The following is a 12330-nucleotide window of genomic DNA, read 5'->3' as shown; positions in this document are numbered from 1 at the left end:
GCGCTCACCGTGATTCGTTTACTGGCGCGGCGCGAACGACCCAGACTCGCTTCACATCGCGCCGACGGCGATTGACACCCCCGACCGGCCCCACCCTAATCTGTGCGCGCACGCCGCCCGTCTGAGACAGCGTGCGTAACCCTGGTCGCCAACGCCCTAGACCCCGAACACCCGACAACACCCCCTGCACCGTGGTCCCGTTCTACGCGCCTTAGGCCCGCACGGGAATCGGGCTTGACCCTGACGCTACGTCAGGGTTGCAGGGTTGTCGGCATGACCAAGAGCACCTCATCCACTCTGCCTGTAGCACCGATCGGCGAATTCCACGAGATCGAAGGGCGGCGGGTCTTCGCGCACCGGGCGGGGGCAGGCGGGCCCGCGGTGGTGTTCCTGCCTGGTGCGAGCGCGGTCGGGTTGGACTATTTCGGGGTCCAGCAACGGGTTTCGCGGTTCACCACGGCTGTGCTCTACGACCGCGGCGGCACCGGGTACAGCGACGCGGTGCCACTGCCGCGCAGCGCTGCCGCGGTGGCCACCGAGCTGCGGGCGTTGCTGCGCGCTCAACATCTGGCCGCTCCTTACGTTTTCGCGGCGCACTCGCTCGGCGGCGCCTACGCGTATCGGTTCGCGCAGCTGTTCCCGCAGGACGTCGCCGGGCTGGTGTGGCTGGACGCATTTCATCACGACTGGGACGAATTCATGTCGCCCGAGGCGAGTTCGGCCGCCATCGGGGGTGGTGCACCCGATCCGGCTCAGCTCGACCGACTGCGCCCGATGGTGCACGCGATGCACACCGAGCTGCTCGCCGACTACCCGGAACACCTGCGGCGGCCGCTGGTCGAGGCCAAGTGCACCGACGCGTGGTTGCGCTCCGGCATCGCCGAGCGCAGCGCACTCACCGGGCTCGCCGCCGAACTGCGGGCCGGGCCCGCACTGCCGGACGTCCCGGTGATCGCGCTCACCGTGCTCGGCACCGATCCCGCCCAGCCGTTGCCGTGGCAGGCGATGAACGAAGCCAAGACCAGAATGGATGCGGCCCTGGTGGATTCGGTCACGCACGGGGAGCAGCGGCTGCTCACCGACACCTGCCACCACCGGTTGTGCTTCGACCGTCCCGATGCCGTGGTCCAGGCGGTGCGCGACGTGGTCGACCGGGTCGATCGACGCGGCCCCTAGATCCCTGTGTCACAAGTGCGGCGGACGCATCCGCGGTTCAGCTCGTCGCCCGGCAAGGCGGACCAGGAGCCGATACCGGCTTGTATCGGTGACGACGCGGCCAGGCGGCGAGCTGGGCCGCGGATGCGCCGGATGGGACTTCGACACGGGACATAGACTCGACGTCGCGTTTCGCGAACCGAGGAGGCAGGTGCTCACGATCGGCCAGCTGGCGGCCACCGCCGGCGTCACCGTGCGCCATTACCACCAGATCGGCTTGCTGCCCGAGCCCGAGCGCGACGCCTCGGGCTACCGCCGCTACCGCCCGCAGGCGGCGGTGGATCTGATCCGGATCAGAACACTCGCTGCTGCCGGTGTCCCGCTGGCCAGGATCGACGCGCTGCTGCACGCGCACCCGGCCGAATTCGACGCCGCCATCACCGATATCGACGCGGCACTGCGGCGCAAGATCGATGAGTTGGTCGAATACCGCCGCCGGATCGCCGAATTGGCCAGCGGCGAAAAGCTGGTCCTGCCACCCGATGTGGTCGCCGTCCTGGACCGGATGCGCCGGCTCGGCATCGGCGAGCAGCGGGTCCGGCTCGAACGTGACGCGTGGATCCTGATGCGGGCGCTCGACCCGGACCTGCTGCCCCGGCGGATCGCGGACAAGCACGCAGGCCTCGACGATCCCGAGACCGTGCGCCGGTATCTGGCCTGCGATCGAGCGGCCGACTGGGATCCGCACGACCCGCGGGTGGACCGGCTCATCGACGACCTGGACGCCCAGGCGATCGAGGATGAGCACACCACCGGACAACCCGGTTACCTGAAGCTGGTGACCGCGCAGATCGCCGCGGCGGCACCAGCCTGGCAACGCATTGTCGAGGTGCTGTCACATCGGGCGGCGCAGCGCCGAAAGGCCATGCACAGCAGCTGAATACGAGGCTACTGTGCGCGTTCGGCAGTGCGCGACCGCAGGACGAGCACGATGATCCCGAGGAATGCGGCGAGCGCGGTGCCGGTGCGCAGATAGTGGAAATAGTCCCAGCGGGTGAGGATCGAAAGATAGTCGGCCGGTGCGCCTTCCACGACCCAGCGGTTGATCTGATGATTGATCGGCACGTTCCCCAGCCGGGTGACGAGGAAGGTCGTCACGACCAACGCGACGGCGCCACCGGCGAGGGCACGGGCCCGGCCCCGCAGCAGGAAGGTCAGCCCGAGGCAGCTCAATGCCGCCGCGGCCATGGTGAGCTGCATGCTGACGCTGTTGTTCTTCATCAGCTCGGTGTGGAACTCCAGGCGCATCTGCAGCGGCACCCGATGGAAGGTCGGTGCGATATTGGCCGCGCCGTAGCCGAACGCACCGGCCAGCAGCCCGGTGGTGAGCAGCGCCAGCCCCCGCACGGGGGCTATCAACGTCGAGGTCTCGTTCATGCGCCCCGCACCGTCCTGGTGAGCTGTTCGGCCCGCCGTAACCTGCCGTCCGGCGCGAACTCGCCGAACATGAAGACCTCGGAGGCGACGGTGCCCCTATTGCGCATCTCGGCGTGGATGGTCATGCGCGCGGCGAACCGGGCGCCGTCCATGAACGCCTCGTGCACCTCGAATCGATAGTCGCGCAGATTCTTTCGTACCGGCTTGATGTGCGCGACGAGGCGGTCGCGGTCGAGCCGGACACCGTCGGCGAGCTGCACGATGTCGCTGGTGTGGAAGCGATCGATCACCTCGGCCGGATCGTTGTCCAGGTCCATGGCCGCAGCGGTGTAGTCGGAGAAAAAGGCGGCGACGAGTTGCTCGGCTGAGCGGGTCGGTGCGTGGTTCATAGCACTCCAGCGGTAGAATTCTTACAACACTGTAAAGGCTAGTTCAGTTCGATCAACTTTGACAAGGATGTAAATTTTGACCGAGGCGAAGGCGAAGCGGCGCGCGGACGCCGAACGCAGCAGGGCCGACATCCTGGCCGCGGCAACCCGTTTGCTCGCCGACCGACCCGAGGTCGGCCTGGCGGCCATCGCCGCCGCGGCCGGGGTCACCCGTCAAACCGTGTACGCACACTTCGCCTCGCGCGAAGAGCTACTGCACGCGGTCGTCGATCACACGACCGCGCGCGCCGTCGCCGCCATGGACGCGGCGGATCTCGACAGCGGCACCGCGACCGAGGCCCTGCTGCGCATGCTGGACGTCGGCTGGCAGTTCTTCCGAAAGTCCCCCGGCCCCGAACACTTAGGCGCGTTCGCGCCCCACCGCGACCGCGACCGCCACGTCCCGGTCGAAGCACGGCTCCTGCAGTTGATCCAACGCGGGTGCCGCGCAGGCGAATTCGATACCGACGCCAACCCGCAGTGGCTGGTCGCCGCGATCATCGCGGTCAGCCATGCGGCGGGCGAGCAGGTGCGCGCGGACCACATGTCGGTAGCACAGGCACAGAAGTCGTTGCGCGACACGGTCGTTCGGCTCGTGCAAGCGCACTGACAGCGCGCGGACCGCCCCGGCCCGCAGCACCGACGCTCGCGATCGCGCCGACGCGGGCCACAGCCTGGCCGCCGTCACCGAATGCCCAAGGCGCGAACGCCCCCGACGCCGCCACGATGGCGTCCGTCGTCGCAGGCTTGGCCACCCCGGCGCGGTTCGCAGCTAAGGTCGGTATCTGCCCTGTCAGGTTCCCGTCCGGGCGCTCGAGGCGCGGATCGAGCAGCACCGATGAGTTTCGGCGCGTCCCGGCGTCGATACCGTTGGACACCGATAGCGGTGGCCCGTGCCAGGACGTCGCGGTGCGGGAAGAGTGAGCCGGACACCGGTCCGGACCGGCGCGAAGGACATTTCAGTGAGCGGTATCAGGGTGTTGGTGGCGGGAGCGAGCATCGCGGGGCCCGCGCTGGCCCATTGGCTGCACCGGCGTGGAGCGACAGTGACCGTGGTGGAGCGGGCGGCCGAGCTGCGTCCAGGTGGTCAGGCGGTGGACGCGCGCGGGGTGACCAAGGAGGTCATCCAGCGGATGGGGCTGGACGCGGCGGTGCGCGCGGCCCGCACCGAGACCGCGGGCGCGCACACCGTCGACGCGGACGGGAACGTGCTCGAGACCTTCCGCGCGGACGACGACGGCGGCGACGGATTCATCGCCGAGATCGAGATCCTGCGCGGCGACCTGGCCCAGGTCCTCTACGACGACACCCGCGACAGCGTCGAGTATCGCTTCGACGACCGGATCGCCGGACTCACCCAGGACGCGGACGGCGTCGACGTCACCTTCGCCGGCGGCGATCGGCGCCGCTTCGACCTCGTGGTCGGGGCGGACGGACTGCATTCCGCCCTGCGCGCCATGGTTTTCGGGCCGCACGAGCACTGCGTCCGGCACCTCGGGCACGTGCTCGCCTTCTACAGTCTGCCCAACGAATTCGAACTGGATCGCTGGCTGATCGACTATCAGGAGCCGGGACGCTCCGCCATGCTGCGGCCCATCCAGGACGCCACCCGCGCGATGGCCCTGTTCTCCTTCTCCGCGCCCAACTTCGACGTCGACTACCGCGACACCGAAGCGCAGAAGCGCCTGCTGCGCGAGCGGATGAGCGGCATGGGCTGGCTGGCTCCGCGCATTCTCGCGCACCTGGACGACGCCCCGGACTTCTATCTCGACCAGGTCGCCCAGGTGGTGCTGGACCGCTGGTCGAAAGGTCGCGTGGGACTGCTCGGCGACGCGGCGTTCAGCTCGTCCCCGATGTCCGGGCAGGGCACCGGACTGGCCCTGGTCGGCGCCTACCTGCTGGCCGGCGAACTCGCCGCCGCCGATTGGCATCCCGAGATCGGCTTCGCCGCCTACGAGCAGCGGATGCGCTCGTTCGTCGAAGCCAACCAGGAGATCGGCCGCTTGCACGCCCACAGCCGCGACCTCCCCGGCCCGGACGCCGAACCCGCCCCCGATTTCACCGGAGCATGGTTCGCCGAGCTGATCGAGCGCGCACTCAACGGCGTCGAACTCCCCGACTACGCGGGGGTGCCGGACTCGGGCGTCCGCACCCGGTCGACCAACCCGTAGCGCACCCGCCTCCGCGCCCAGACAGGTTGGCGCCCAGCTCACTTCGCTGAGGTACGCGATTGCCGCGCCGGACTTCGGCCGATCTCGGTACCTACGATCTCGGTTGTCAAGCGCGACATGACCTTCGAATTTCGATACGCCGACGATATGTGCGGGCCCGTAGCATCTCGTGCGCAGTGATCGTCCTGTCGAGGACGCGTCGTACACGGGGGCGGCCGGGCCGAAGGGGGTGGTAATCGTTCGGCAGTGAGAGTGAGCGTCATCAAAATCGGGGGCGCATTCCGATGCGGAATCGCCCGACATCAACGGACATGAAGTGAGAGAAATGCCTTCGACACAGACCATTTCGGTACGCATCGCCGCAGCGGCCATCGTAGCGACCGCGGCACTGCTGGGCGGCGCGGGCACCGCCGCCGCGGCCGAACTCGATCGCCCCGCGGAGCCCGCCTTCGTCGCCCCCAACCCGAAAACCCTGCTGCACCAGTTCATCACCGGAATAATCGGCGAAAGCACCGGCAGCCAGTGCAGTTTCGACACCCGCCCGGACTGCGGCAAGTAGCGAAGGCCCCGAACATCATCCATCGATCGAGCGCTCGGGGCACCTGCTCAACGGACAGCCGGACCGCCCGCATCACTCACCCTTTGATCTTCACGGTAGACCTGGGACCACCGCCGGACTCAGCTACAGGTCAAACGATCAGGAGGAACTGACGGCGGCATCGGCCGAGAAGGCAGTGACACCAGTTCCTCCTGATCACTCGTCCACCAGCAGCTGCCGCCGCCCCCTTCGGCCCAGCGGCGGCCTTCGCGCGCCGGAACGGGCAATTGTGGAGTGCGCCGCGACTGACATCGCGCACGACCAGCACGCCTTCCCCGCCCGCGCGGGGGCTCGATCGCCATTACCCACCCCCTAGGCTTCCAGCACCGAGCCGTGGATGCCGGGCACCTACCGAGCATTCCAGGACAGGATAGGAGCTACTATTCGAACATGAGTTCGACATCAGAGTCGGGGGTGCCGCGGACGGAGGGTACAGAGCCGGAGCTGGTCGAGCCTGGTGGTGTGGGGCATTACGCGGCGGCGGTTACCGTGCGGCCGCGGCCGGTATGGGTGCGGTTGGACGCGATCGTGATCCGTGATCCGGGCACGCCCAAGCACACCAATGGTGCGGGAGTGATCATGACGGGCGAGCGGGCCGGGCTGTTGACCCACTGGGTGCCGACGGTGGCCGGCGACTGGATGGGGCGGGTGACATTCAGCGTGCAATACGCCGACGGCCGTCCCGATCTGGTTGTGCAAGGTCAACTGGTTCCCGCCTATGCCCTACGCCCCCGCACCGACCAACCATGACCAGCCCGACAAGGGCCGCCGACTCACGCGCCCCGAGCAGGTCTACTCGACCGTGCCATCCCTGGCGTAGACCAGGCGAACCGGTGGAACCCTCGCACTGCCGGCGCACCGGACAGCGGGCCAGGCGGAGTAGATCGGGGAGCCTCGTCTGTTGGACGCTTGATCACCAGGTAATGGTGGCGGCCACCTCCCGGGCGATGCCGCCACCATTACCTGGTGATCAATCGACCAGGATTCTGCCCGGTGCGCCCCTCGATCAGACGCCACCGGGATCCCTCACGTGAGGGCGCGACATCCGGAGCGGGCGAAGTCCCACCCGCGGCCGGTGCACTGGCCGGATAGCCGGACACCGGCAACACGACCCGGCCGCGAACGCCGCGAGGCGGCCCGCTAGCCCGCGTACTCCCGGCGCTACCCCCGCGCAGCTGGCGACACCGCGCGCAAACCAGTCAAGGCAAGCTCGCCCCGTAGCGATGGCCGGTGTAGCGGCCAGACCATCGGCATGCGTGCCCGCCCTCGACCCCACCACCAACTGGCACATCGCATCTCGACCCGGTTGGGCCGACGAGTCCTCATTAACGGCCGACGCGCGAGCCAGCTGCGGCCGATCAGCGAACCCGACTGTTGGACGCCTGATCACCAGGTAATGGTGGCGGTCACCTCTCGGGCGATGCCGCCACCATTACCTGGTGATCAGGCGACCAGGATTCCGGGCTGGGTTCTGCCCGGGTATGTCCTCGATTTGGAGTCGTCGGATACCCCGGACGCCACGCGCAAGGCGGCCGGACCCGCACGGCAGCCGCACGACCACCAGACCACCAGCACAACCACCAGACCCGCACGGCAGCCGCACAGCGACAGGACCTACGGCGGCGGCCGGACCACACAACGGCCGCACAACCACCAGACCCGCACGGCAGCCGCATAGCGACAGGGCCTACGGCGGCGGCCGGACCCGCACGGCAGCCGCACGACCACCAGACCCGCACGCCAACCAGGCCCACGACAAGACCCCACGACAGCACCACGACCATCGGCCTCACAGCGTCAAGACCCCACACCAGCCGCAGGACCACCAGACCACCAGCACAACCACCAGACCCGCACGACAGCCGCACAGCGACAGGACCTACGGCGGCGGCCGGACCCGCACGGCAGCCGCACGACCACCCGGACCGCACGACTACCGGACCCGCACGACCACCGGACCGTGCGGCGGATGGGTTAGTGGGCGGCGGAGTCCCAGCTGCGGCCGGTGCCTACGGAGACGTCGAGGGGGACGGAGAGGTGGATGGCGGCGGACATCTGGGACTTGGCGAGGGCCTCGAGGGTTTCCTTTTCTCCTTCGGCTACCTCGAAGAGCAGTTCGTCGTGGATCTGGAGCAGCATGCGTGAACGCAGGCCTGCCTCCTGGATCGCCTTGTGCACGTTGATCATCGCCACCTTGATGATGTCGGCGGCGGTGCCCTGGATGGGGGCGTTGAGTGCCATCCGCTCGGCGGCCTCGCGGCGTTGCCGGTTGCTGGAGTCGAGGTCGGGCAGGTAGCGGCGACGGCCGAACAGGGTGGAGGTGTAGCCGACCTTGCGGGCCTGCTCGACGACCTCGTACAGGTAGTCGCGGATGCCGCCGAACCGGTCGAAGTAGACGTCCATCTGCTCTTTGGCCTCGGTGGTGCTGATCTTCAGCTGGGCGGCAAGGCCGTAGGAGCTGAGACCGTAGGCGAGGCCATAGGACATGGCCTTGATGCGGCGGCGCAGCTCGGGCGTCACCTCGGCGAGCGGGATGTCGAACGCCTTGGACGCGACGAACGTGTGCAGGTCCTCACCGGAATTGAACGCCTCGATGAGGCCTTCGTCGCCGGACAGGTGCGCCATGATGCGCATCTCGATCTGGCTGTAGTCGGCGGTCATCAACGACTCGTAGCCGGCGCCGACGACGAACGTGTCGCGGATCTGCCTGCCCGTGTCGGTGCGGATCGGGATGTTCTGCAGGTTCGGCTCGGTCGAGGAGAGCCGGCCGGTGGCCGCGATGGTCTGGTTGAAGGTGGTGTGGATGCGGCCGTCGTCGGCGACGCACTTGAGCAGGCCGTCGACGGTCACCTTGAGCCGGGTCGCGTCCCGGTGCTCGAGCAGGTGCTGCAGGAACGGATGCTCGGTCTTCTCGAACAGCGACTCCAGCGCGTCGGCGTCGGTGGTGTAGCCGGTCTTGGTGCGCTTGGTCTTCGGCATGTCGAGCTCGTCGAACAGCACCACCTGCAGCTGCTTCGGCGAGCCGAGGTTGATCTGTTTGCCGATCACCTCGTAGGCGGCGTTGGCGGCCTCGCTCACCTTGTCGGCGAATTGCCGCTGCAACGTCTCGAGCTGATCGGTGTCGACCGCGATGCCCGAATCCTCCAGCGTGGCAAGCACACCGAGCAGCGGCAGTTCCATGTCGGCAAGCAGCGGCACCGATTCGATCTGCCGCAGCTCGGTGTCGAGGGCGTCGGCGAGGTCGGCGACCGCCCTGGCGCGCAGCATCTCGGTCTGCGCGAGTTCGGCGTCGACGGTGTCCTCGTCGTCGAGCAGCGACAGCTGCGGGGTCTCGTCGGTCTCGGCGCGCAGTTCCCGGCGCAGGTAGCGCAGGGACAGGTCGTCGAGGTTGAAGCTGCGCTGCCCGGGACGGACCAGGTACGCGGCGAGCGCGGTATCGCTGGTGAGTCCGCCCAACGTCCAGCCGCGCCCACGCAGCGCGTGCATCGCCGCCTTGGCCTCGTGCAGCGCCTTCGGCACCGCAGGGTCGGCGAGCCAGGCACCGAGGGCCGCTTCGTCTTCCGGGGTCAGTACGGCGACGTCGATGTAACCGCTCTCGCCGTCGCCCGCCGCGATGGCGAGCGCGCGCACGTCACCGCCGCCGGGCGTACCGCTGCCGACGATCGAGACACCCTGCCGCACACCGGCCTTCGCGTGCTCGGCGAGCCAACCGGCCACCGCGCCGACCTCGAGCGCGCCACCGCTGATCTCGAAACCGGCCTCGGCCTCGGGCTCCTTCGGGGCCAGCGTGTCGAACAGCCGGTCCCGCAGCACGCGGAACTCCAGATCGTCGAAGAGCTGATGGATCTTGTTGCGGTCCCACGGCTGCTGCGCCAGCTGGTCGGGCGTGTACGGCAGCGGCACGTCGCGCACCATCTCGGTGAGCTGACGGTTGAGCACCACGCTGCTCAGGTTCGCCCGCAGCGCGTCGCCGACCTTGCCCTTCACCTCGTCCACCTTGTCGACGAGGGTGTTCAGGTCGCCGTATTCGCGAATCCACTTGGCCGCGGTCTTCTCCCCCACGCCGGGAATGCCGGGCAGGTTGTCGCTCGGGTCGCCGCGCAGGGCCGCGTAGTCCGGGTACTGGGCGGGGGTGAGCTGATACTTCGCGAACACCTCGTCGGGGGTGAACCGGGTGAGATCGGAGACGCCCTTGCGCGGGTAGAGCACGGTCACGTTGTCGTTGACGAGCTGGATGGCGTCGCGGTCACCGGAGACGATCAGCACCCGGAAGCCCTCCGCCACCGCCTGCGTGGTGAGCGTGGCGATGATGTCGTCGGCCTCGAAGCCCTCGATCGCCATCACCGGGATGCCCATCGCGCCGAGCACGTCCTTGGTGAGTTCGACCTGCCCGCGGAACTCGTCCGGGGTCTGCGACCGGTTGGCCTTGTACTCCGGGTACGCCTCGGTGCGGAACGTCTTGCGCGACACGTCGAACGCCGTCGCGATATGCGTCGGCTTCTCGTCGCGCAGCAGGTTGATCAGCATCGCGGTGAATCCGTACACCGCGTTGGTGGTCTGCCCGGTCACCGTTTTGAAGTTCTCCGCCGGTAGCGCGAAGAACGCGCGATAGGCGATCGAATGCCCGTCCAGCAACATCAGCGTCGGCCGGTCTCCCGGCGCGACTTCGCTGGTGGCGGACGCGGTGGCAGGACGCTGCGCAGTCGTGGGTGAACTCACGCCCCCGAGTCTAGGGACCGCCACCGACAAGGTGTTACGCCGACACCCATGCGCATCGCATCGAGCCCCGGCGACCCCGTCGGTGACGTAGCCGACACTGCCGCGCCGCCCGCCGCGACCTCACGTCACAGCGTGGCGACGAGTTCCCGCAGCACCGGCAGGCTCACCGAGCCGGAGCCGAGAACGACGTCGTGGAACGCCTTGATGTCGAAGGCAGAGCCGAGGCGTTCGGTCGCGGCGAGGCGCTGCTTCCGGATCTCCAGCTGACCGATCTTGTAGCCGACGGCCTGGCCTGGCATGCCGATGTAGCGGTCCACCTCGGCGGTGATCTCGGCGAGTCCGGCGGGCACGTTGGCCACCATGAAGTCGATGGCCTGCTGCCTGGTCCAGCCCTTCGCGTGCAGGCCGGTGTCGACGACCAGCCGGCAGGAGCGCCACGAGTCGCCGGCCAGCATGCCGAGGCGCCCGAGATCATCCTCGTACAAACCCATTTCGTCGGCGAGCCGCTCGGTGTAGAGCGCCCAGCCCTCGACGAACGCGGTGTTCGCGAAGGACTGCCGCTGGAACCGGGGCAGGTGGTCGAGCTCGTTGGCGATGGTGAGCTGCAGGTGATGACCGGGAATGGCCTCGTGGAAGGCCACCGACGCCGTCTCGAACCGGCCCCGGCCGGTCGGGTGATACAGGTTGACGAAGTAGGCGCCGGGCCGTGATCCGTCGGCGGCGGGCGAGAAGTAGTACGCCGCGGGGGCATCCGCGGCGAGGAACTCCGGGATCGGGACGATGTCGCACGTCTGCTTGGGCAGCCTGCCGAACCAGTTCCCCATCTCGGCGCTCGCCGCGGCCAGCGCGTGGCGCGCGTCGAACATGATCTGCTCACCGTCGGTGTAGCACAGCTCGGGATCATCGCGCAGCCTGGCGAAGATCTCGCCGAGCTCGGCGGTGCCGAACAGCCGCTCGCCGATGGTGGCGTATTCCTCACGCAGCCCGGCCAATTCGGTCATGCCGAGCTCGTGGATCTGTTCGGCGCCGAGTTCGGGCAGGGTGGTGTGATAGCTCAGCTGGCGCCGGTAGATGTCCTCGCCGTCGGCGCCGAGCCAGCACAGGCCCGGCTTGTCGTCGGGCCTGCTGACGGGCACCAGATCGGCGAGCAGCACGTCCCGATAGCGCTGGAACGCGGGCCGGATGACATCCCTTGCCACCTCGGTCAATTCGGCGCGCCACTGCGCCTCGCCCGCCCAGTCCCGCGGGCCGGGGAAGGTGACGAACAGGTCTTCGGACAGCTCCGAGGAGAGGTAGCCGTCGAGCTGGTTGAGCGAACGCTCCAGCGTGATCCGCGGTGGCGTGCGGCCTGCCGCGAGACCGTCCCGGAACCGCACGACCGCCTGCCCGAGCAGGTCGCCGAATTGGCGGAACCGCTGGACCAGCGCAAGCGCGTGCTCCGGTTGCGGGGCGTTGAGCTGCGGCGCCATGGTCAGCACCCAGGCGTGCACGCCCTCCATCTGATCGGAGGCAAGCTCGGTCGGCCGCCACGCCAAACGGTCTATCGCACCGGACAATTCGGTGCGCAGCAGGCTGCGGGTGACCCGGTCGGCGGGGGCGAGCCGGTCCGGGTCGAGCGCGTCGACCTGACCGAGCAGATCCCGCCAGGTCGAGAGCAACCGCTCGTCGGCGGCCGCGGACAGATCCTCGATCTTGTCGTCGAAGCGCCGATCGCCGAGCAACGTCGCGTCGCTCGGGTGCGCGGCAAGGAAGCAATCCCAGTACCGCTCGGCCAGATCCGTCAGCTGATCATGCTCGTCCATGAGCACGATCATGCCTCGAG

10 protein-coding genes are annotated in these 12330 nt (G+C 68.5%); 6 read left to right on the top strand and 4 right to left on the bottom strand.

The window, feature by feature from the left end; translation table 11 throughout:
* Positions 1 to 273 precede the first annotated feature (273 nt).
* Together F5X71_RS12160 and F5X71_RS12155 are read left to right on the top strand one after the other, a co-directional pair.
* Positions 274 to 1176: an alpha/beta hydrolase gene (locus F5X71_RS12160; RefSeq protein WP_167462034.1), complete on the top strand. Its 903-nt coding sequence runs from the start codon at positions 274 to 276 to the stop codon at positions 1174 to 1176.
* Positions 1177 to 1366: 190 nt separating this feature from the next.
* On the top strand, positions 1367 to 2095 hold the full coding sequence (locus F5X71_RS12155) for a MerR family transcriptional regulator (RefSeq protein ID WP_167462033.1): 729 nt from the start codon (positions 1367 to 1369) through the stop codon (positions 2093 to 2095).
* Between the two features lie 8 nt (positions 2096 to 2103).
* On the opposite strand, the gene F5X71_RS12150 is transcribed toward F5X71_RS12155, so the two are convergent.
* Both F5X71_RS12150 and F5X71_RS12145 read right to left on the bottom strand, forming a co-directional pair.
* Positions 2104 to 2592, bottom strand: a complete 489-nt coding sequence (locus tag F5X71_RS12150; protein ID WP_167462032.1) for a DUF1772 domain-containing protein — start codon at positions 2590 to 2592, stop codon at positions 2104 to 2106.
* On the bottom strand, positions 2589 to 2981 hold the full coding sequence (locus F5X71_RS12145; protein WP_167462031.1) for a nuclear transport factor 2 family protein: 393 nt from the start codon (positions 2979 to 2981) through the stop codon (positions 2589 to 2591). Before F5X71_RS12145 ends, F5X71_RS12150 begins: the two co-directional genes overlap by 4 nt.
* A gap of 76 nt (positions 2982 to 3057) precedes the next feature.
* On the opposite strand from F5X71_RS12145, the gene F5X71_RS12140 reads away from it, so the two are divergent.
* The 4 genes from F5X71_RS12140 (at position 3058) to F5X71_RS12125 (ending at position 6539) form a co-directional block, all read left to right on the top strand.
* Positions 3058 to 3630, top strand: a complete 573-nt coding sequence (locus F5X71_RS12140; protein ID WP_167462030.1) for a TetR/AcrR family transcriptional regulator — start codon at positions 3058 to 3060, stop codon at positions 3628 to 3630.
* Positions 3631 to 3982: 352 nt separating this feature from the next.
* Complete coding sequence (locus tag F5X71_RS12135; RefSeq protein ID WP_174817049.1) at positions 3983 to 5191, top strand: FAD-dependent monooxygenase; 1209 nt, start codon at positions 3983 to 3985, stop codon at positions 5189 to 5191.
* Positions 5192 to 5516: 325 nt separating this feature from the next.
* Complete coding sequence (locus tag F5X71_RS12130) at positions 5517 to 5750, top strand: hypothetical protein (protein ID WP_167462029.1); 234 nt, start codon at positions 5517 to 5519, stop codon at positions 5748 to 5750.
* A gap of 429 nt (positions 5751 to 6179) precedes the next feature.
* Complete coding sequence (locus F5X71_RS12125; protein WP_238815856.1) at positions 6180 to 6539, top strand: hypothetical protein; 360 nt, start codon at positions 6180 to 6182, stop codon at positions 6537 to 6539.
* Between the two features lie 1224 nt (positions 6540 to 7763).
* On the opposite strand, the gene polA is transcribed toward F5X71_RS12125, so the two are convergent.
* Both polA and F5X71_RS12115 read right to left on the bottom strand, forming a co-directional pair.
* Entirely contained in the window at positions 7764 to 10508 is a 2745-nt protein-coding gene (gene polA / locus F5X71_RS12120; RefSeq protein WP_167462028.1) for a DNA polymerase I, read from the bottom strand.
* A 125-nt stretch (positions 10509 to 10633) separates the two neighbouring features.
* The gene (locus F5X71_RS12115) at positions 10634 to 12310 is read right to left on the bottom strand and encodes a DUF885 domain-containing protein (protein ID WP_238815855.1); all 1677 of its coding nucleotides are present in this window, start codon (positions 12308 to 12310) and stop codon (positions 10634 to 10636) included.
* Positions 12311 to 12330: the final 20 nt, after the last annotated feature.

Origin of the sequence: Nocardia brasiliensis, from assembly GCF_011801125.1 — a bacterium.
GTDB lineage: Bacteria > Actinomycetota > Actinomycetes > Mycobacteriales > Mycobacteriaceae > Nocardia > Nocardia brasiliensis_C.
The sequence above is the reverse complement of the archived record's forward strand: the minus strand, read 5'-3'. Positions and strand labels throughout refer to the sequence as shown.